This window comes from Flavobacterium sp. HTF, assembly GCF_003105115.1.
In the GTDB taxonomy this organism is placed as follows: Bacteria; Bacteroidota; Bacteroidia; order Flavobacteriales; family Flavobacteriaceae; genus Flavobacterium.
The window spans coordinates 88650-109829 of sequence record NZ_QETH01000002.1 but is presented as its reverse complement, the minus strand read 5'-3'; the positions used below and the strand labels follow the sequence as shown (position 1 = coordinate 109829).

The 21180-nt window shown below is 35.3% G+C and carries 25 protein-coding genes; 1 reads left to right on the top strand and 24 read right to left on the bottom strand.

All coding sequences use genetic code 11. The features are described 5' to 3' along the window. Positions 1-78: 78 nt before the first annotated feature. The 20 genes from DCO46_RS01260 to DCO46_RS01165 all read right to left on the bottom strand — a co-directional run bounded on the left by DCO46_RS01260 (position 79) and on the right by DCO46_RS01165 (position 15227). Entirely contained in the window at positions 79-1176 is a 1098-nt protein-coding gene (locus tag DCO46_RS01260) for an MBL fold metallo-hydrolase (protein ID WP_116750782.1), read from the bottom strand. Between the two features lie 3 nt (positions 1177-1179). Next, positions 1180-1602, bottom strand: coding sequence for a DUF1801 domain-containing protein (locus DCO46_RS01255; protein ID WP_116750781.1), 423 nt, complete (start codon positions 1600-1602; stop codon positions 1180-1182). Between the two features lie 7 nt (positions 1603-1609). Further along, a complete protein-coding gene (locus DCO46_RS01250) occupies positions 1610-2653 on the bottom strand; it encodes a serine hydrolase domain-containing protein (protein WP_116750780.1) in 1044 nt (347 codons plus the stop codon). Between the two features lie 33 nt (positions 2654-2686). After that, a complete protein-coding gene (locus DCO46_RS01245; RefSeq protein ID WP_116750779.1) occupies positions 2687-3055 on the bottom strand; it encodes a nuclear transport factor 2 family protein in 369 nt (122 codons plus the stop codon). A gap of 79 nt (positions 3056-3134) precedes the next feature. After that, positions 3135-3350 carry an ArsR family transcriptional regulator gene (locus tag DCO46_RS01240; protein WP_116750778.1) on the bottom strand — a complete coding sequence of 72 codons (216 nt, stop codon included), beginning with the start codon at positions 3348-3350 and terminating at the stop codon, positions 3135-3137. Positions 3351-3369: 19 nt separating this feature from the next. Further along, positions 3370-3783, bottom strand: coding sequence for a hypothetical protein (locus DCO46_RS01235; protein ID WP_116750777.1), 414 nt, complete (start codon positions 3781-3783; stop codon positions 3370-3372). Between the two features lie 56 nt (positions 3784-3839). Continuing rightward, on the bottom strand, positions 3840-4754 hold the full coding sequence (locus tag DCO46_RS01230; protein ID WP_116750776.1) for a helix-turn-helix domain-containing protein: 915 nt from the start codon (positions 4752-4754) through the stop codon (positions 3840-3842). 12 nt (positions 4755-4766) lie between these two features. Further along, a complete protein-coding gene (locus DCO46_RS01225; protein ID WP_116750775.1) occupies positions 4767-5663 on the bottom strand; it encodes an SDR family oxidoreductase in 897 nt (298 codons plus the stop codon). An 852-nt stretch (positions 5664-6515) separates the two neighbouring features. Next, on the bottom strand, positions 6516-7109 hold the full coding sequence (locus DCO46_RS01220; RefSeq protein ID WP_116750774.1) for an NAD(P)H-dependent oxidoreductase: 594 nt from the start codon (positions 7107-7109) through the stop codon (positions 6516-6518). A 71-nt stretch (positions 7110-7180) separates the two neighbouring features. After that, positions 7181-8074: an arginase family protein gene (locus DCO46_RS01215; RefSeq protein WP_116750773.1), complete on the bottom strand. Its 894-nt coding sequence runs from the start codon at positions 8072-8074 to the stop codon at positions 7181-7183. Between the two features lie 7 nt (positions 8075-8081). Further along, complete coding sequence (locus tag DCO46_RS01210; protein WP_116750772.1) at positions 8082-8477, bottom strand: hypothetical protein; 396 nt, start codon at positions 8475-8477, stop codon at positions 8082-8084. 128 nt (positions 8478-8605) lie between these two features. Then, on the bottom strand, positions 8606-9760 hold the full coding sequence (locus DCO46_RS01205) for a Gfo/Idh/MocA family protein (RefSeq protein WP_116750771.1): 1155 nt from the start codon (positions 9758-9760) through the stop codon (positions 8606-8608). Positions 9761-9859: 99 nt separating this feature from the next. Continuing rightward, entirely contained in the window at positions 9860-10069 is a 210-nt protein-coding gene (locus tag DCO46_RS01200; protein WP_116750770.1) for a helix-turn-helix domain-containing protein, read from the bottom strand. A gap of 9 nt (positions 10070-10078) precedes the next feature. Continuing rightward, positions 10079-10621 carry a DUF2975 domain-containing protein gene (locus DCO46_RS01195; RefSeq protein WP_116750769.1) on the bottom strand — a complete coding sequence of 181 codons (543 nt, stop codon included), beginning with the start codon at positions 10619-10621 and terminating at the stop codon, positions 10079-10081. A 134-nt stretch (positions 10622-10755) separates the two neighbouring features. Next, positions 10756-11718 (bottom strand): DUF6620 family protein, encoded by a 963-nt coding sequence (locus DCO46_RS01190; RefSeq protein ID WP_116750768.1) that lies wholly within the window; start codon positions 11716-11718, stop codon positions 10756-10758. A 24-nt stretch (positions 11719-11742) separates the two neighbouring features. After that, a complete protein-coding gene (locus DCO46_RS01185; RefSeq protein WP_116750767.1) occupies positions 11743-12687 on the bottom strand; it encodes a hypothetical protein in 945 nt (314 codons plus the stop codon). A 12-nt stretch (positions 12688-12699) separates the two neighbouring features. Next, complete coding sequence (locus DCO46_RS01180; RefSeq protein WP_116750766.1) at positions 12700-12942, bottom strand: hypothetical protein; 243 nt, start codon at positions 12940-12942, stop codon at positions 12700-12702. A 1-nt stretch (position 12943) separates the two neighbouring features. Beyond that, on the bottom strand, positions 12944-13897 hold the full coding sequence (locus DCO46_RS01175) for an SPFH domain-containing protein (protein ID WP_116750765.1): 954 nt from the start codon (positions 13895-13897) through the stop codon (positions 12944-12946). A gap of 247 nt (positions 13898-14144) precedes the next feature. Continuing rightward, a complete protein-coding gene (locus DCO46_RS01170) occupies positions 14145-14534 on the bottom strand; it encodes a DUF1801 domain-containing protein (protein ID WP_116750764.1) in 390 nt (129 codons plus the stop codon). A gap of 48 nt (positions 14535-14582) precedes the next feature. Next, on the bottom strand, positions 14583-15227 hold the full coding sequence (locus tag DCO46_RS01165) for a suppressor of fused domain protein (RefSeq protein ID WP_116750763.1): 645 nt from the start codon (positions 15225-15227) through the stop codon (positions 14583-14585). Positions 15228-15398: 171 nt separating this feature from the next. On the opposite strand from DCO46_RS01165, the gene DCO46_RS01160 reads away from it, so the two are divergent. Further along, a complete protein-coding gene (locus DCO46_RS01160; protein WP_116750762.1) occupies positions 15399-16415 on the top strand; it encodes an alpha/beta hydrolase in 1017 nt (338 codons plus the stop codon). A 1-nt stretch (position 16416) separates the two neighbouring features. On the opposite strand, the gene DCO46_RS01155 is transcribed toward DCO46_RS01160, so the two are convergent. The 4 genes from DCO46_RS01155 to DCO46_RS01140 form a co-directional block, all read right to left on the bottom strand. Then, positions 16417-17409 (bottom strand): hypothetical protein, encoded by a 993-nt coding sequence (locus DCO46_RS01155; protein ID WP_116750761.1) that lies wholly within the window; start codon positions 17407-17409, stop codon positions 16417-16419. A 111-nt stretch (positions 17410-17520) separates the two neighbouring features. Continuing rightward, the gene (locus tag DCO46_RS01150; protein ID WP_116750760.1) at positions 17521-19428 is read right to left on the bottom strand and encodes an SPFH domain-containing protein; all 1908 of its coding nucleotides are present in this window, start codon (positions 19426-19428) and stop codon (positions 17521-17523) included. 295 nt (positions 19429-19723) lie between these two features. Further along, positions 19724-20215: a TPM domain-containing protein gene (locus tag DCO46_RS01145; protein WP_116750759.1), complete on the bottom strand. Its 492-nt coding sequence runs from the start codon at positions 20213-20215 to the stop codon at positions 19724-19726. 154 nt (positions 20216-20369) lie between these two features. Then, positions 20370-21116: a DUF2314 domain-containing protein gene (locus DCO46_RS01140; protein WP_116750758.1), complete on the bottom strand. Its 747-nt coding sequence runs from the start codon at positions 21114-21116 to the stop codon at positions 20370-20372. Positions 21117-21180 lie beyond the last annotated feature (64 nt).

Here is a 21180-nt window from a genome sequence, read left to right as displayed (position 1 = left end):
TTTCAGGTTTCAGGTTTCAAGTTTCAGGTTTCAGCAAATAAACTCTGAACCTTCACCTCTTTATATCTTGAATAAAATTTATTGCAATCTTTCCCACCATTTCTGGAATCTTTGATTTTCATTTTTCAGTTCGACCAATTCACCAATCATAGGTGTAATTAATGGAAAAGGGTTTGCTTCATTTTCATTCAGTTTTGTGATTCTTTTTAAAGGCTCGTCCCAGGCATGGTTCGCTAATGGGAATTTAGAAGAATGAACAGGGAATAATCTTTTGGTTTTTAAATCTTTAGCGGCCTGAATTACATCTTCCGGTAAATTGTGAATGTATTTCCATTTAATATCATATTGACCGTTATCGATTAGGGCAACGTCAAAAGGGCCGTATTTTGCACCAATTTCAGCAAAATGTGTATCATAACCGGTATCTCCGCCCAGGTACATTTTAAAATCACTGGTTTCTAAGATAAAAGAAAGCCAGAGCGTATTATTACGAACCAGGCCACGACCCGAAAAATGACGTGTTGGCGCTGTATAAAGCGTAATATTCTGATCCAGTTCTATTTTTTCATACCAGTCTTTCTCAATGATATTCTGAACCGGAAAACCCCAGGATTCAAAATGTGAACCAACACCAAGACCGCAGACAACTTGTTTTGTTTTGGGCTTTAATTTCAAAATGGTTTTATAATCCAAATGATCATAATGATCGTGTGTTATCAATAAGTAGTCAATTTCAGGAAAATCTTCAACGGTATAAACATCAGAACCTTTAAAAGATTTTGTCGTTCCTGCAATCGGAGAAGCGTTGCCGCTAAAAACCGGATCTACAAGGAAACGTTTTCCTTCAATCTGAAAATAATAAGAAGAATGTCCAAACCAGACCAAAATATCCTGATTTACATCCAGCTGTAGTAAATCTGTCTTAACAGAAGGAATTGTATTGAGGGGCACTCTGTGCGCTGTTTTTTTAAACAAAAATTCATATAAAACTCCCGGCATCGAGTATCCTTCGGTAAGTTGCGGTGTAAAATGAATGTTTTCAAATTTTCCGTTTTTGTAATGTGGTGATTTCTGAATTTGAGCTAGTCTTTCTCCGGCTGGTGCTTTGCCGAATCTCGGATCTTGCAGAAAAATATAAAGGGCTAAAATAATAAGTATTATAAAAGTTATAGTCATGATTTATTGGGGTGGATATAATTTGTTTAAATTTTTGATTGAAAGTGAAATCAGTTTCTTCAGGATTTCGGTATCAACATCAGTTAGTTTTTTGATATAAATACAGCCTTTAGAAGCTTTGTGTTTGCCTAATTTTGATAGTAATTCGTCTTTGTCTTCTGTTGTAGTATAGCAATAAAGGGAGATCGCGGCTTTTCTGGGCGAAAATGCGACAAGCGGCGCGTCTCCTTCGTGACCGCTGTCATATTTATAATGATAACTTCCGAAACCAATAATAGCCGGCCCCCACATTTTGGGTTCAAAACCAGATTGTTCCTGCATTATTTTTACCAGCTCAAACGAGTCGTTCCTTTTCGTTGTTTCTTCGACAGCATTAATAAAATCAGTAACACTGCTTTCGGTTTCTGTTGTTTTATTTTTAGCCATTGTTTCTTTATTTTTGAATTAGATCACTTTTCAAAAGAAGATTTTTGATTTTAATTCCCGTACTGTAAAACAATTCAGGATTTGCATTCATATTATTTTCCAGTACAATCAAACTCAAATCGCTTTCCGGAAAATACAAATTTAAAGAAGAAAATCCATCGCCCAGACCTGTGTGTCCAATATATTTTGGAGTTTCTTTATCTACAATTCTAAGTCCGTAACCGTAACCTGCTTTTTCCTTTCCGAAAACATTGTGCTGTGCCAGAATATTGTACTGAAGCATCAATTTATAGGTTTCTGGCTTTAAGATTTTTCCTTTATGTAGATTATTATTCCAGACGTTTAAATCATTTACGGTTGAAATAATTCCGCATGACGGTAATTTGTATGGGGATATTAAAGAGTTTTGTGCCTTTTCTAAAGTATTATTATCATTGATATAACCTGAAACCAAATCTCTGTTGTGGTCTTTTAAATAGCAAAAAGTAGATTTCATTTTAAGCTTTTTAAAAAGTGCAGCTGCCATTTCCGGATACGGTTTTTTAGAAACAGCTTCTATGATCTGGCCTAAGACGGGATAACCTTCATTGCCATATTTAAAATCACTTCCGGGTTTAAAAAGTAAAGGTTTTTCTAAATCAACAATTCCATGAGTGTGATTTAATAACTGATGAACCGTTATAGTATCTGTCCAGGTGTGTTTTAAATCGGGCAGGTATTTTTTTATTGGAGCCTGAAGATCAATTTTTCCTTGTTCTACTTGCTGTAAGATCAAAACGGCTGTGATTTGTCTGGTATTCGACATAATTTCAAATTCACTATCCATTTTTAAAGGCGTTTTTTTCTCATAATCAGCAAACCCCACAGCTTTACTGTATAATATCTTTCCTTTTTGGGAAATTACAATAGCACCATTAAATTTTGGAGAAGAAACGGCCAGTAAACTATCTGTCTGAGCAGAAAGAAGAGCTGTTTTTTGTGCAAACGAATTACAATTGGAGAATAAAAAAAGAACAGTTAATAAGGCAGAGAACCTGAAAATTGAATTCATTTATGAAATTTATATTTGTGATTTGATTTTTATTTAAAACATTCCATTCTCGTTGATCATTTTGGCCGGAACTGTTTGTCCTAAATCCCAAAGTTCAACTATTTTACTTTCTTCAAACCTGAAAATGTGAACCACTGCAACTCCCAAATCTGTTTTGTTTTGCTTGACATGCGAATGTATAGCCACAAAATCTTTGTCTCCGATTGCATGATGTATTTCAATAACCTTGTTGGGATTTAATCTGAACGCTTCTTCCATAGCAAGCATTAAAGTATTGGCATCTCCCTTAAAATAAACATTATGATGCTTAAAGTTACTGCCAACATAAAGACGGAATGCTTCGTGTGAATGGCCTTTGGCGGCAAGTTTTAAAAAGTCCTTTGCGATATATTTCCTTGTCATGATTTTAAAATTTTAAAAGCTAACTAAGGTAAGAAATTGTCGCTATCTTTTTTCGTAAAAAAATCCTAAAACGACTGAATTATAAATCTTCTGATTTTATCTGACTGATATCAATGCCCAGTTTTGTAAATTCTTTTTGTCCCAATTCTGTAATGTAAAAATGCTTATCTGTCGGAGTTTTTTTGGCAATCCATGCTTTATCTGCAAAATTTTCCAACAGGAGCTGACCCAGTTTTCCGCCAATATGTTCGTAGCATAATTTTGCCGGTTTTAATTTTGTTGATTTTGTGTTCATCCTGAAAAAAATAAAAAATTTATACTTTTTTACGAAATAGCTTCACTGCCAGATAACTCATTGGTATATAAGCTAACACAAGATCTGTAATAGTAAACCAAACAGGAGAGGGAAGAATAGTAACCATAATGATACCGGCCAATAAAAAGAATGCACCCACAACAAAAGCTAATTTGGTCTGGTTGCTAACTGCAATTTTTATGGCTGTTCCCGATCCGGCAAAAGTGCCTAGTGCATGTGCTAAAAAAGGAAAAATAAAATTCTTTGGTTCAAAAAAAGGCATAGCTGCCAGCAATCCTTCTCTTGTAGAAACGTCTGCGCCATTTGGAGCAGGAATTATGGAGCCGCTTATTAAAATAAGAATATTATTTACAACACCTCCAATAAAAAGGCCGGCAATAACGGCAAGGATATTTCTTAAAATGGGATTCATAATTTTTCGTTTTGTTGAAACGAATTTATGAAATTATTGCACATGAAAATACTTCTTTAATTAAAAGATTGCCTGAATTCTAAAGGCGAAATATTCGTTTTTGTTTTGAATAATTTACTAAAAGACTGATGATGCTCAAAACCGAGTTCAAAAGCAATTTCACTAATGGATAAGTTCGTTACGGAGAGTTTTTCTTTTGCTTTTTCAATTAGTTTATTGTGAATGTGCTGTTGCGTGCTTTGCCCTGTAAGTGATTTTAGCAAACCGCTTAAATAATTTGGGGAAAGGTTCAAAGTTTCGGCAATATATTGTACTGTCGGTAAGCCTTTTTTTGCTAAAGAATCACTGCTGAAATAGTCTTCCAGCAGTTTTTCCAGGCGTGATAAAATCTCGTGACTGCTGATTTTCCGGGTAATAAACTGTCGGTTGTAAAAACGTTCAGAATAGGTTAGGAGCAGTTCTATCTGGGCAATTATAACATCCTGACTGAATTTGTCAATATTAGACTGATATTCTTTCCGGATATTCTGAATGATATCGATAATCATTTTTTCTTCTTTGTCAGAAAGGTGTAAGGCTTCATAAACCGAATACCCAAAGTATTCATATTGTTTTATTTTCTGCGCAAGGGGAGTATTCCACAGAAAATCAGGGTGAATCAATAGCGACCAGCCTGAGTGCTGCAATTCGGCATTTCCTTCTATCGAAAAAACCTGACCGGGAGAAAGAAACAGTAAAACACCTTCTTTAAAATCATATTCCTGCTGACCGTACCGCATTATGGCATTTGCATTTCTCTTAAGTGCAATCGTATAAAAATCGAGAATGAGGCTTTGCGGCTCATTCTCGTTTAAATATTTGATATCTGCAAAATTATAAACGCTGACAAGCGGATGCTCCGGTTTGGGCAGATCGCGAAACTCGTGAAATTCACTGATACTTTTTATCCGGTGCGGTTGAGAATTTGCCATAGCACAAGGTACTTATTTCTGATTATAAATTAAGGCAAATTCTTTTGCATAATCTGCCATTTTTGTTTTTCCAAATTCAGCCGGTTTATTACGATTATAATCTTCGGCCAATAAACCGTTGTAAAGTCCGGCGTACATTTCGATTAGACCTGCTGCAATTTTTGGCTGCATTCCGGCATTTAATAATCCGTTTAAGGATTCTTCGTCAGAGGTTAAAATCCATTTTAAATCCGGTTTTCCGATTGCGTTTCCTAAAATTTGTGCTGTTTCATATCCTGTCAGTTCTTCACTTGTCACATAGCGAATTTTTCTTCCGTCAAGCGGAGCAGTGATTTCTTCGGCAATCGCAGACGCAATATCCAAAGGAGAAACCCACGGAATTGTTTTTTCAGCACCATAATTAACAGCTATAGCACCAATATTCTTAATCATCGGAATATAAGCCAAAACGTTATAAAAGAAAGAGGTCGGTCGCATAAAAGTAATTGATACATCTGTTAGTTTATTCAGTACGGCTTCGATTTCATTATAACGCTGAATAATACCTGAATTTTTTTCTAAATGTGCCCCAATGCTGCTTAAAAACACCACTTTTTTAACACCTGATTTTTTGATGGCTTCGGCATAACTGTTCCCGATGTTGCGGGTAAAAGCGTCTAAATCCATATTAGGGTCAAAATAATTCGCTCTTGGAATCATGCAGTACACAGCGTCTGAACCTTTAAAAGTATCGGTTAAAAACGTAATATCTTCTACAGAACCTATAGCTGCTTTTGCACCTAATTCTTCAATCTCTTTTTGATTTTCAGGATTACTCGAAATTATGGTAATCTCATGTCCTTTCTGCACTAACTCCTGAGCCAGTGGCTTGCTGATGTTCCCTAAAGAACCTGTAATTGTAATTTTCATATATCTATTTTTTGATGATACAAAGTTGTGCAACATCAATATAATAGTTGTAGCCAAATCTACTATTGTCTTAGTCTAAAGCGGGGATGAAGGTTTTTAGATTGTAGATTGTAGACTTTAGATTTTAGATTTTAGATTTTGCCAAACTGTGTCATTGCGAGAAACTAAGAAATCTCACTACCAGGATCCACAAAGTAATCGCAATCTTGTCATTCTGAGGAACGAAGCAATCTTACTAGCAGGATCCACAAAACAACCGCAATCTTGTCATTGCGAGGAACGAAGTAATCTCACTAGCAGGATCCACAAAGTAACCTCAATCTTGTCATTCTGAGGAACGAAGTAATCTCACTAGCAGGATCCACAAAGTAACCTCAATCTTGTCATTCTGAGGAACGAAGTAATCTCACTAGCAGGATCCACAAAGTAACCTCAATCTTGTCATTCTGAGGAACGAAGAATCTTCGTTGCAGGATCCACAAAGTAACCTCAATCTTGTCATTCTGAAGAACGAAGAATCTTCGTTGCAGGATCCACGAAGTAACCTCAATCTTGTCATTCTGAGGAACGAAGTAATCTCACTAGCAGGATCCACAAAGTAGCCTCAATCTTGTCATTCTGAGGAACGAAGAATCTTCGTAAGCAGCTACGCAATCTAAAATCATTTCTTTGTCGATCCTGTAACGAAGATTCTTCGTTCCTCAGAATGACAAAAAAAGAGAACTAAACAAAATAAGTCCAATCCTGTCATTAAGAGTAAATTTTATTCTTTCTCAATTACTCCCAATTATAAAACGATTATAGCAACAGCCCAGAATAAGTGATAAACTCTAATCTTATTTTTTTTCATTTTTAGTAACTCTGTTTAATTTTCTCCACCATATTTTCAATTTCCTTCATATGTTTTTCCATCACTTTTTCCAGTTCCAGGGTTCCGCCCAGAATAAGCATCTCTTTATTGTCGAAACGTTTGCCGAGTCTGTCATCGAGCATAATGTTTTGCATGCTTTGTGCAATTCCGATTTCTTCTAAAAATTCGTTTGGATGTCCTGCTGTACAGATTACGATTCCATTTGGTATGGTTTTCATTTTTTTATAGTTCTCGGTTTGTCCGTAAGCATATCCAACCGAATAAACCCTGTCAAACCAGCCTTTGAGTTTGGCCGGACAATCGCTCCACCAGACCGGATATAAAAAGATAATGCAGTCTGCGTTTTCAATTTTCTGGTGCTCTGCCAGAACATCTTCAGAAACAGGAAGTTCTCTTTTTATAAAACCTTCTCGTTCATATTCATTTTCAGACATATCACTTTCGAAATTCATTTCATACAAATCCGAAATTTCAAGGTTCCAGTTTTGTTTTAGAATTAAGGATTTCAATTGTTTTAAAACCTGAAAAGTATAGGATTTCTGACTTGGATGACTGTAAACTATTAGAATATTCATGGCAATTTTAATAGAAATGTTCCGGAAATTTTTTCTTTGTCTTACGAAAATAAGAAAAATCCCGGTACTAATTATTTTGCCTTATTGAAAGCTGATGTCAAATGGGTTACAAAAGCATTCGTGTATTCTCCGGTTTTGTCTAAATCCGGATCGAGAATCGTTATTTCAAGTCCGGCAAGTTTATTGCTTTTGAACAAGGCTAAAGTCAGTTCATTAAATTCATTGTAAGTTAAACCATCGGGAGTCCGGCTGTCAACGCAGGGCATTATTTCATCATTTAGAACATCAACATCGATATGAAGCCAGAAACCATCCAGATTTTTGTTTTCAATTTCAGAAAGAAACGATGCTGTACATTTTGAGATTCCTCTTTTTCTCAATTCATCAAGGCTGATATACGTTGCGTCTGAGTTGCGAATTTCATTTTCATATTCGTCATCGTACTCTCGGTTGCCCACGCACCAGAGGTTTTCTTCTTTGATGTAAGGAATCAAACCTAAAATATCGGTTAATTTTTTATGACCGTTTCCGGTTACAATTGAGGCTGCCATTCCGCCAACGCCGCCGGTTTCAGACAAGGAAATGTCCATAAAATCGGTATGTCCGTCAAGGTAAAATAATCCGTAATTTCCTTTTTGTTTTAAGGCAATTGCTGCTCCCAGAAGTATGCTGCAGTCTCCGCCAAGAATAAACGGAAATTGATTATTATCAAATGTTTTGCTAATTAACCCGGCCTGTTGAATTGAATATTCGATTAAGGAATCTGAATTAAGAATCTTTGTTTCAGCATCTCTTACATTAGAATAGTCCGGGGCATCAAGCCGCACAATATTCTCCGGATTGAGAATACTATGCAGGTTGTGTTTTTGCAAAAAATCCGGTAAATATTTTACTCCGGGTTCTTTTCCCGGTTGCGGTTCTTTTAAGCCCAGATTAGACGGAAATTCAATAATACAGACTTCCATATTAATTTTATTTTACACGAACATATTGTGACTGATAACAATCGTGGCATTCATCGTTTAAATATAAAACATTGTCTTTAATCTCAAAAGATTGCTTAGGAGCGTCGTTTTTGTAAACGATCATTTTTTTGTCATTGCCGTAAATTGAATTTCCGGTTTCTACAGAAAAGTCATTTTCAGAAATCAGTTTTCCGTTTTCAAATCTTTTAATCGTTGATTTGGAAATCTCAATTGTCATTGTTTTTTTCTCTGAGGCAGGCGTAAGGGTTGAACCTATAAAGCCGCCAGTCGAGCTGACCCAGTTCCATTTTCCGTTTAATGAATTTTCAGAAGAAGCAACAGTCTTTGTACTGCTGCAGGAAACCAAAACAAATAGTGTCAATATATAAGCAAAATTTTTCATGAAGTCGGACTGGATTATAAGTTCGTGTTCTTTTACAGATAACAACTGAAGTAAAAGGTTGCTTAAAATTAAGCATAATTCGTACTGTTTTTGAATAAAAATTTTACTATTTCAAAACTGGAATTTCTTTATAAAAAAACTTTCTTTCCTGTTTCTGCAGCTTTGTAAATGGCATTGATCACTTTAATGTCCTTTAATCCTTCTTCGCCGGTAATGTGATTGGGCAGTTTTTTATTTTCCAATAAGACTTTGCAAATTTCATCGAGTTGCGTTTTTTGCTGATTTATTACCGGAAATTTTAATTCCTTTTCAGATGTTTTACCTTCAAAAGGGCCATAACTTAAGGCCGGACTCAATTGAAAAAAACCTTCATCTGCAGTGGCATAAAATCGATCAATATAAAAACCGCAGGAAGTATTACAATTGGCGGTCGCTCCACCAGGAAATTCCATTTGCCATGATATACTTTCTTCTGTTTCCGAAAACCTGTTTTTATCATTTATATGCCCAAATTGGGCCGTAACTGCAATTGGTTCTTCTCCCAAAACATATCGGCTGGCCTGGATGCAATAAATCCCTAAATCCATTAAAGGACCACCGCCGGATAATTTTTTATTCAATCGCCATTCACTGCGATCATTTTTATCGACAATGGTTTTGGTATCCAGAGTGTCATATGTTTTATAACCAACTGAAGCTTCAATAAATCGTATTTGGCCGAAAACTTTTTGTTGTCCTAATCTTTTTAATTCCAGGTGATAAGGTTCGTAGTGTAAACGATATCCAACTGCCAGTTGTACATTATTGTCATTGCAGGCTTTTATCATTTCTTCGCAGTCTTTTACAGATACTGCCATTGGTTTTTCTGTGATAACATTTTTTCCCGCTTTTGCCGAACGAATGGTATATTCTTTATGCAAACCGTTTGGCATCACGATGTACACCAGATCAATATCGGAATTGTTTTTTATTTCGTCAAAATTCTCATAATTGTAGCTATTTTTTTCGGGGATATTATATTTGGCTTTCCATTTTTCTGCTTTTGAAGGAGTTCCGGTAACGATTCCGGCGAGATGGCAATATTCAGATACTTCAATCCCTTCGGCTAACATTGAGGCATAATTTCCCAAACCGCAGAGCGCGATGTTTATTTTTTTTCCGGTATAAAGCTTTTTAGAACTTTCCGGTGCTGTCAGAAAGGAGGGAAGTGTGGTTATAACAACAGATGCTCCTAATCCGACTCCGAATTTATTAACAAACGAACGTCTTGAAATTTTTTTCATGAATTGCTTTTTTTGTTAAACTAAATAGTTAGTAGCCAACTTCATAAAAAGTTACATACCTAAAAGCAAAGATTGTATTTTCGGAATAATTTTACATATTTATTTATCAGGAACGTATTCCAGAATGTCACCGGGCTGACAGTCCAATACTTTACAAATAGCTTCGAGTGTACTGAAACGAACTGCTTTTGCTTTTCCGGTTTTCAAAATTGACAGATTCGACAAAGTCAGATCCACTTTTTCTGAAAGTTCATTTAATGACATTTTTCTTTTGGCCATCATCACGTCCAAATTTACTATAATGGGCATATTGTATGTTTAAATGGTTAATTCGTTTTCTGACTGAATCTCAATTCCTCTCTTAAAAATCTGAGCGATTACTAACAATACGATCCCCATAAAAATCCAGACATCTGCACCGCCAATATGAAGGTTTTCTATATTTGGCATTTTTACATTTTGATTCACCAACCATTTATTAAAGCTCACAGTCCAGTAAGAAAATAAGCCAATACCAATAGCGAGATAAGAGAGATTAAATATAAAACGCCCCATTTCACTATTAAAGGGCTGTAATACGTTTAGTTTTTTATTGTAGAGGATTTTTACAATCTGATAGAACATTACAGCTTTTATTACTGCTATGATAGTAAGAAGAATCAGTTCCTGTACATAACGTCCGGCATCAAATTCATAAAGATGTAATAACTCTAAATATCCTGCATTCTGCGGATGTACTGTCAATGTAAAAATACCATTAGAGATATAAGATCCGGCTTCGATACACAAGCCTATGAAAATTATCCAGGAAAGGATATGCAATACCATAAGTATTTGCTTGGTGGTAATTTTGATTTCCATGATTGATAAGTTTAGATAATGAAATCAAAAATAATAAAAATTTATTGATAAACAATAAAAATAATTCTTTTATCAATAAAAAAATCGGCTAAGATTTATTCTTAGCCGATTTTACACAGAATGTTTTAATCAAATTAGAATTCTACATCATCAGCGATATTACCGCCTTGCTCGGCAGCAAATTTAGCAGCATATTCTTTTTGTTTTTCCTGCTGATAGTTTGAAAACTCTATAATTTCTTCTGAGTTCCAGTTTTGGTTTTGTTCGGTCATCCATTGCATCGCAACCGATTGAAAATCTGCCAGATTGATTCCGTAGTTTTCCAAAATCCATTGTGCGCCATCGATTCCGTATTCGTAAGCAGCCTGTCTTGCTCCGGCAAGTTCTTCATAGAAATAACGGTCAGTTTTGATTCTGTCAAGATTTGCCTGTCCTTCTGCTGATATTTCTGCTTTAAGGTTTTCTAATTGCGGAACGGTTACGTTCTCTGCATAATACTGACCAAATAAGGTTGTTACGGTAAAAGAAGTATCTTCTCCCATACGCTGAGGCCAGATTGTGTTTAATTCTTCCCAGATTACCGGTTCAAATCCCATTGCTTTACAAACCTCAAGATAATCAACTCCGGCACTTATTTTAAGGCATAATGCGGTGTAAGTTCTTAAATCTACTCCGTGAACCGGTTCTAAAAACGGATTGTTTTCATCTACTTTTACAAATCCGGAAGTTTGTATGCCGGTATATTTTAATGAATTAGCATGCTCAAATCGGATCATTTGGTCAGAATCGCAGTTATTCCATTCTTTATAAACGTCTCTTCTGTAGTTAAAATAGATGTTTTGAATGTCTTTTTCATCCAGGTTTTCACCATTGTCACTTTCGTCCTGAATCCATGCTTCGGCTCTTCTGGCTACTTCATTATCAAAATCTTCTACTTCATAATGAGTTCCGTGAAGTGTTTCAGGATCGTATTCTGCTTCCTGATATTCGTTTTCATAATCATCTTCGTAACTATCGTTTGATGTTTGTGGCTGCTCGTAATTTTGATTTTCCTGTTTATTGTCTCCTGTTAGAGATCCAAAAAGTTTTTTAAACATTTGTTGATTTTTAAGATTAATAAATTATAAACTGTGTAATTGATTCTGATACATTTTTTCGTTGTGTTCTTTTAAATCCGGTGTGATTTTGTTCCACTCGTCATACATTGCCCTCAGATAAATCTGTTTTAATTTTGGAGCATTTTTAATAGCAAACTGCCTTTGCTCTTCGAGTTCATCCATTTTTGCCTGAATTTCGCTCAGCACTTTTTTGTCAGATTCGCGAATTTTGCTCAGGCTTAGTTCATGACGCTGGTGGTACAGGTCTCTTTCTTTGTCGTTTTCGGTTTCAAATTCTTCATACAAATGTGCCGTTCTTTGTTCAGCAAGGCCCCGTGCAATATTTTGTAAATTTCGGCCCTGGGTACTTGGAGCAAAAGTATTTTGCGTCTGGCAATATGGACACGTAATATAAGTTTCGATTAAAAAGATCTTTTCTATTGTAATATTTCCACTGCATTGTGTACAGTTGAATTTGTCTTTAATAGTTTCAAATTCGTTTAGGATCTTTTCATATTCGATTTCAAGATCTCGTTCCTGCGTTTTTTCGATCTGCTTCCTCCAATAGTCATATTTATTTTCAAATTCATCATGATAGCGATCTCCGCAGGCACTTCTAAAATCCGATAGTAAACTGTGATGTTTGCTCAGGACAGAAACCTGAGAATCGTATCTGTAATAAACGTCATTGATTTTTTCTTCGTAAGTGTCCCTGGCTTTTTCCCTTATATTGTTCAATTGACCATTGACACCGGAATATACTTTATGAAAGGTTCTTTTATAAAAATCATCGTCGTCCTCTAAAAGCTGTTTTAACTCCGGAATTGCCGCCGTTGCCAATTCTTCCATTTTAGATTCCAGCTTTTCTAAGAAAGTAAACCATCTTTGCTGAGATTCCTGAAGCTCCGGGTACCATTCGGGAAAAGCTTCTTCTTTTTCATTTTTTTTGTTATTGAATAATCCGAACACGTTATATGATTTTTAAATTGAATTATCTTCTTTTTTAATATAAACTCCGTCTGTAAGTTTTACGTTTAGAAACTCATATCCACAGTAAGCGCAATGCGTTACACCATCTTGCTTGGCTCTTCCTGCGCCACAGCCGGGACAGTCCCTTACATTTATTTTGGCCTCGTTAATTTCTATGGCTCCGCCATAATTTTCCTGTTTTTTGGCGCTTTCTTTTAATTTATCCAGAAAAGAGCTGACTTTCTTATTTTCCATTTTACAACTGACTTAAAATTTCTGATTTCTTTGTTTTAAATTCATCTTCATCAATCAGTCCGGCATCAAAAAGGGATTTTAATTTTTGTAATTTTAGGGTAAGATCGTCTTTGACTTCTTCTTTTGCCTGAGTATTATTTTGTTGCATTTGGTTCATTATAATTCCCAGACCCAGAGCATTTTGGGTAGCATCATGTGCCGCAGTTCCTTTCTCTGAAATGGCATTTGCGGTATTAAATCTGGTAAACTTATCCATATCAGTAACCATATTCATACCGGTGATTTTGTCATAATGTGCCAAAACTTCTTCGGGAAGGGTAACGCTGGTAATGATAAACTGGGTCAGTTCAATTCCTAACTGCAGGAAATAAGGTTTTAATAAAGGCTCAATTTTTTTGCTTAACTCAGAAATACTTCCGGCCACTTCTGTTACAGGAATGTGTTCATTTGCAAGGATTTCTCCGAATTTCGGAGCAATAAAATCTCTTAGCTGTTGTTGTAATTCAAAAATGGTCAATTGCTGGTAGGTACCGGCATATTCTTTAAAAAAGGCTGCGGGATCTGTAATTCTGATATCAAAACTTCCGAAAGCACGAATTCTTATTTGTCCAAATTCCGGATCCTTCATTAATATCGGTGCCGGAGTTCCCCATTTGTTGTTAATAAACTGATGGGTATTAAAAAAATAAACATCAGCCTTAAACGGGCTTTCAAATCCATATTTCCAGCCTTTGAGACTACTTAGGATTGGAATATTTTGTGTTGATAATGTATGAAGCCCGGGTGCATAAATATCTGCAAGCTGTCCTTCATTCAAAAGCATTACATGCTGGCTTTCGCGGACTGTCAGTTTTGCACCGTTTTTTATTTCTTTGTCTTCATCAGCAAACTTCCACATCAGTAAATTTGGATCGGGAGTTACTGATTCTATTATTTCTATAAAAGGTAAGGTCATGGTTATGTATTTTTAGCTTTATGCAACAATTTGATTTTAATCGGTTATCCAATCAAAAATATAGCTTTTTTAGTATTAAATACAAGATTACGATAAATTTGATAATAAGAAAACATTAAATTTTTATTTTATCGGTTCCGGTTTTTATTTGGTAAAACAAAAAATAAATAATGGGTATAGGAAATAAAAAAACCGATTGTTATAGCCAACAAACGGTTTAGAATATCTACAAAAAGTATAGTAATAATTATTTGAGCCGGATTAAAATTCCTTTTCGTTTAACAAGATTTTTATAATCCCACTGAATGTCTTTTGCTTTTTCGAGCCATCTTTTTAAATCGTCTTTATTAATTTGCTCTGCGGCTGTATAATGCATTTCTGCAGCCTTAAATGATCCTTCGTTCAGAAGTTTTTCTTCGTCAAAAGACTGACCGCTCCAAAACAGTAATCGCACATCTTTTTTCAATTTGCTGTATCCAACAATCGGATTTCCGTCTAAAAACCAAACCGGGTGCGCATGCCAGATTTTACTTTCTGCTTCAGACAGGTTTTCATTTATAAAATTATAAAGCTGACTGCAGATTTCTTTATCTGTATCTGACTGCAAATTATTATAGGTTTCAATATCCTTGTTCATACTATTTTGAATTTAATTTGCTAAAGATAAGATAATTACAAATAGTTTTTATTTTCTGTTAAGGTCGGTAATCAGTAAAGGATTGTTTTCTTTTAATTTAGTTACAATTTCTTCAACCGATTTGCGGCCTTCTTTAATATCCTCAAATTCAGCAGAAGTTATTCCGACTATCTGTAGAAATGAAACTTCACCATGAGGCGTTTGTTTTTTTTCGATTTCAGGATCTGCTACCAAAACCAAAGCGGTAATTTCAGTTTCTGTATCCAGGCGGATTGGCCCGTTTGCGGGCATGTAATGAAATTCTTCAAACCAGTTTCCGCTGCTGAAAACATATTTGGCAATGTTTTGTAAAAGAGCAATTGCCCAAGCGGGATTTCCGTTATCTTCTTCAAAAGGTTTTAACCTGAAAGTAAGTTCAAATCCCCATTTGCTAAATTCTCCGTTTACTTTTTCTTCATCATAATACAATTCAGAAAAACCATAAGTTATAAAATGAAAATGTTCTTCCTGTTTTGTACTGTCATAAATGCTTACCCCGTCAAGCGGATGTTCTCCTCCGAGCATATAACTGATGGCTGGGGCAAAATGTTTGGGTTCCTGATCTGGATAAAGGCGTTCAAATTCGGTATCGATCGATAACCAGCCAACGGCATCATCTTCTGAAAATTGTTTTTTATATTCTTCTACTGTCATCTGTTTTTATTTATGGGTAAAACAAACTACAATATAGCGTTTTTTGGTTCAAAAAATAAATCTTGTATTTATGTAATTGTAAATTTTCAGGAAGTTTTGCAATTACAGTTAAGTGTCAACTGAAGTGTCGGGAATAGTATGTTTTTATTTTTGGCAAAAATTTAGAAACGCATGAAAAAATACAAAATTCTAATGGCAGCTTTTTTCCTGACATTTTTCCAGACAAATTCACAGAATGCTAAAATTACAGCAAATACAATAAATGATATGGAAGTTATAAAAACCCAAAGTCATATTGACAATTTAAATATTGCAATACATTATAAGCAAGCCATAAAAAAGTCTGCTGATTATCCTGTTCTTTTTCTTCATGGTTCTTCATTTCCGACGGCGCTTTCTTTTGGTTTTAAAATGGATAATTCATCCTGGATGTCAAACTTATCAGAAAATGGATTTGATGTTTTTTCATTGGATTTTTTAGGTTACGGAAATTCAGACCGATATCCGGAAATGGAAAATAATATTACAAACGGCAGACTAACGGGCAGGGCAGAAGAAGTGGTTTTGGATGTTGACAAAGCCGTAAATTTAATTATGGAAAAAACAGGCAAAAATAAAGTATATCTAATTGGTCATTCCTGGGGAGGAAGTGTGGCAGCCGCTTATGCTTCAAAATTTCCTGAGAAAATAAAAAAGCTGGTTTTGTTTGCCACAATAACCGTTAGAAATGAAAAATCAAAACGGGAAGAAATGGAAGGCTCTTTTGTGGAAATGACATCCGGACAGAGAATCGATGCCATGAAAATGCTTACTCCTGAAGGTAAATCATGCGAGTTAGAAAAAGAGATTTTTACAAATTGGGGTAAAATTTGGGAAGAGAGTGATCCGTTGTTTAAAAAAGAAAATGGAAATGTCCGTTTCCCTTACGGGCCAAATCAGGATGTTGAGGATTTATTGCACAACAAACCTTATTATAATCCCGAAAAGATAAAAACGCCAACATTGATAATAAGAGGCAGCCGGGATCAATATCCTAATGATACAGATGCCAAAACATTATTGAAATCACTAAAAAATGTAAAATCGAAAAAATATGTAATTCTTGATACGGGCACGCATGTTGCCCATTTAGAAACCAGCCGAAAACAATTGTATGAGGAAACGTTGTTTTTCCTGAGAAGTAAATAAATTAGTTTTTGCTTTCAGGATACGATTTCCATTTTGACAGGATTTCTGTAAAATCCTGTTGCATACTATCAAAATCATATTTAAATTTTTTCTTTTTTAGTTTGTCAATAACAGTATTTAGTGATTCTGAAATATGTTCGCTGATTTTTTCTTTTTGACTGATAAAATCCAGATCTGCCAATTCTTTTTCAAAATGAATAGTTATTTTAATTACTCCGGTATCCAATTTAAAAGGACCGTATTCATATCTGTTTCTTAAAAAATAGCCATTTGATTCAATTTCTTTTTTGGAATACATTTTAAGGAGTTCCGGATAAAAATCTTTTGATTTTAAGTTTTGTTTTTCGTCAGCAATAATGTAATTTGTTTTGCATCCAAAATCATCAAAACTATAAGAACAATTAAAAATCATGCGATTAACAATTGTCCCGTATTTTTCCGGTTTCATTTTTGTATCCAGCTCCGGCTGAAGTTCTTTTTCGATGCTTTCAATAACTGATTTTGAACTTTCGTAACAGTTGCTTATTGATCTTGTAATTAAGATTGGGTTTCGTGGTATCCAGTTTCTTTGGTTGTTTAAAGTCAAATCCTGTATGTCTTCTGTAACGGGATAATCATGAAGGATTGTGTTTTTGCTCGGAAATAACGGACTTTGATAGTAGGTTGTTCTTCCCGGTTCCATTGTATATCCGTTTTTTCTTTTTGACCATATGGCATCAACAAAAAAGGGTTTGCGAAACTTATTCACAAATAGAGTGGTTGGATTTCCGTTAAAAAAGATTCCTTTTACAGCCTGCAAAGGTTCATGTTCGCCCCATCCGATTATGGTTAGGCTTTCACAGATTTTTACTGCTTTATTCCATTCACTTACATTTTTATAATCTACATAAATTAAAAGATCAGAAAACAGTTTTTCCCTTAATGATTTCTGATCTTGTTTGCTGAGATATTCTTCCAGTTTATCTAAGGTTTCTATGTCGAATATTTGATTCATTATGTGATTTTTATAAGTACTATTTGCAGAGTAAATATAGTTGTTTACATTTTAAAATAAAAAATCCGGCTTGTTTTCACAAACCGGATTTAAAATAAAAATGGTAATAAATTATTTTTTAGGACCTTTTACATTTTTATCAGTATCCATCATTTCCATTAGTTTTAATCCTAAAAGTCCACTGATAGAACCATCAGAACCACCATTTCCGGTAATTAATACATCAGGAATTACTTTGATGTTTCCTTTACCGATTTCTTCGGTTACTTTGTATTTGGTGAAATTATCACCACCCATCGCAGTAACTTGTAATTGATAAGCCTCGGCAGTTGATTTACCAATTGCCATGATTTTTTCAGCTTCTGCCAAACCTGTTTTAGAGATTCTTTCGGCTTCGGCACTTGCAGTAAGTTTTGTAGCTTCTGCCTGCGCCCCCGCTCTTGCTTTTGTAGCTTCTGCTTCTGCATTTGCACGCATTTTTGTAGCTTCCGCTTCTGCATTTACGTTTAGTTTTAAACTGGTGGCATCACCTTCTGCTTTTTTAACGGTTGCATCTGCAGTACGTTGTGCGATTTCAACACTTTGTGAAGCGCGAACAATTTCTTTCTGCATATCGGCAATGGCGGTTTCTTTTTCCATTCCCTGACGCTGTTCCTGCGCCATTCTTTGGGTTTGATATGTTTTTTGCTCTTCTTCGGCCAGTTTTCGGTCTGTCAGAGTTTTCATTAATGAATCCGGCGGAACGATATCTCCAATCAGGGTATCTACAGCATTTACGTTATATTCATCCAAAACCAGTTTGATATGGTTTTTAGCTGATTCCTGACGCTCTTTTCTGGTTGATAAGAACGAAATTACATCGCTGTCCTGAGCTGAGTTTCTGAAATAGTTACCAATAGTTGGCTCCAGAACCTGAGAAACAAGATTGTTCATGCTTCCGAAACGCGCAATTACTTTTGGTGCTTCATTAGCAGGGACGTGAATAATTTGCGCAACATCCAGATTAAACGGGAAACCATCTTTAGAACGAACGGTAATTGTAGACAGATTTTTATCTAAATCGTGCGATTCGCTTCTGGCATTTGCCCAGTTCAGAACTAGGTTTGTTGTCGGAACGGCTTCCAGTTTGGTTGTATATTTGTTTAATGCATATTTTCCGGGACCGAAAGGTTCCATCCAAACACCGCGTTGTCCTTTTGAAACGATATTTCCGTGTTTAAATGTATCTCCGGTAACGTCTTGTCCGTCTTCACCAATATATGAAATGACAACACCCACGTAACCAATTGGCACATCTGTCATTGGATTTTGTTCAATAAGGATTCCCCATGTATTGATGTAATAAGAACCGGCAAGCATAACCTGAGGCTGAAGACCACGGTTTCCGCCTTTGTCCAGAAATTTATCAAAATCCTGAAAGTTATTATGTCCTTCAACAAATTTTCCGGCAATCTGACCCTGCGGAATTGGTTCACCATCAAGAGCGGTAACAATACCAATCATGTTTTCGTAAATCTTAATCTGGTCTGCAATTATAATTTCAAACAGGAAGGTATTTATACGATAGGAACCTGTTGTGATAAAGGCAGTCTGACGACCTTTCTGACCTCCATTGTTTAAGAAAGCGGTTGCGTCCTGAAAGTTGTCACTGTCAACTTTTCTCGCAAGGATTCGTCCGGTAGGAATTTCTTTTCCGTCTTTACTCAGGACTAGTCCGATTTTGCCTTCCGGAATAAGCGTAAAACTGGTCATGTCAACAGTATACTGCCAGATCCACATTCCCCAGTATAATCCCGGAGCAAGAGTTTGCGCCTGATAACCGGCTTCACCTTTTGTAGCGATAATTCTGCCATCCGGTAGTGATTTATCGGCACCAAACAAAACGAATTTTTTGGTCACAAGACCAATTTTGTCTTCGGGAACGATTACCATTCCGAAGAAAACACGAAGTACAAATTTGTAAAATAAGATGGAAAATACAATCAGTATGATCCACCAGTAAGAAGTAATTTCAGTCATAGGTTTTATAGTTTATACTACAAACGTAATAGAAATGTTTCGTGTTAAAATGAAATATTTAAAAAATTAACATTTGACTGATTTTGATTGAAAATGTTAAAAAATACCTCGATTTTAAATCGTTGGAATTGTCAGTTTGTGACACGATTTTTTGCTGTGTCAACTATGATTGGTATTTTGGGTTTTAACAATTTAAAAGGGCAATTGTTTAATTTTGGATGAGGCTGGGAGGGAATTGCCTGGTGTGAAATAAAAAAATCCGGCTTGTTTTCACAAATCGGATTTTGTCTTATTTCTATTCCAGTTTTTTTATGATCTGGGCTGTTCCTGTTTCCAGGCCTTTATAATAATCGCCTTTTTTTAATTCAGGAACGACAAAGGTGTTTACAATATTTTCTATTTCCTGATTGCTTAATTTATCACTTATTTTATTGTCTCCAAGAATTTGTATCTGCCTTAAATCTTTACTTATGACAAATAAAATGGAAGGCTCTATTTTTAAACCAATATTTAAATATCGGTGCAGGTCTTCAGAATAATTTGATAAATCCCTGTACGAAGGAGTAGAAGATATAGTTACGACAATAATTTTTTTTCCTGTTTTGGTTTCAAATGATTTTAAAGTTCCGTTTAAGGTTTTTACCTGATTTGGATTCAGGATTTTTTCAAAATCATTTACGTTGTCGTAAGAGTTGGCAAAGATGTTTTTTGCTTCGGTTTTGGTTTGGGCAAAAAAACTATTAGGCGCAAACAGGGCAATGGCAAAAATGAAAAATATTTTTTTCATAAGTAGATTTGGTTTTTGGGAGCTGCAAAATTAGCACTTTATTATTAGAAATCATGCTGTAATCTGATACCAAAAAGTTAATGTTTGCTTAGAGAATTTATTTAATAAAAAAAATCCGACTTGCTTTCACAAACCGGATTTTTAAGGTTGAATTTTATAAGAGCGGGAGTAAATGTTCCCATTTTAGCTGTTTTGCAAAATCTAAGGCTGTTTTTCCGTCAACGGTTTTGGCATTTATATCGGCACCCGATTCTATTAAAATTTGTACAGAGGTACTATTTCCTGCAATTGCTTCACGATGTAAAAAAGTATAGCCCGATTCATCTTTACTGTTAATTTCCCCGGGATTATTTTTTAAAAAGTCAATCAGGCTTTCTTTCATGTTTTTACTCATAGGATGCTCGATTAGGTTTTCGGGTTTTTCTTTTTGTTCAAAAGCCACCAGAATATCATTGTAATCACCAAAATCCATTCCCCATGCTTCATCGTGCGCTTCTCTTTCGTCTTCGCCCATTTCTGACCTCATAGCCTGTATTGTGAAACCTCCGTAGGTTTTTCCCTGGTTTGCAAATAACCAGTCGCTAATCTGACTGATGGGAATTTTGACTTCATCTCCGTTATTTACATCGGTTAATTGACCAGGATCATTTACTAAAGTGCCGTATATGTATTCGCCATCAAAGTGTATTTCGTTAATCCACATGTGTTCAACCACGGTTTCATCTTCTATTTCCTGAGTAAAAGCAAGTTTTACGCAGGCAACGTCAAGTGCCGGAATTATTCGACGGTATTCCCATGATAATTCTCTCCAAAAAAATTTAAAGGTTTCTTGTGCTTTTTGAAAAGCTTCTATCATCTTTGGATTTTCTCCATCAGCAAAGAATATTGGTGTTTGTTCCATTATTTTATTTAGTTTTTAATTTCTCCTGAAAAAAATAAAGCCAGCAACAGCAGTTCTATTTTTA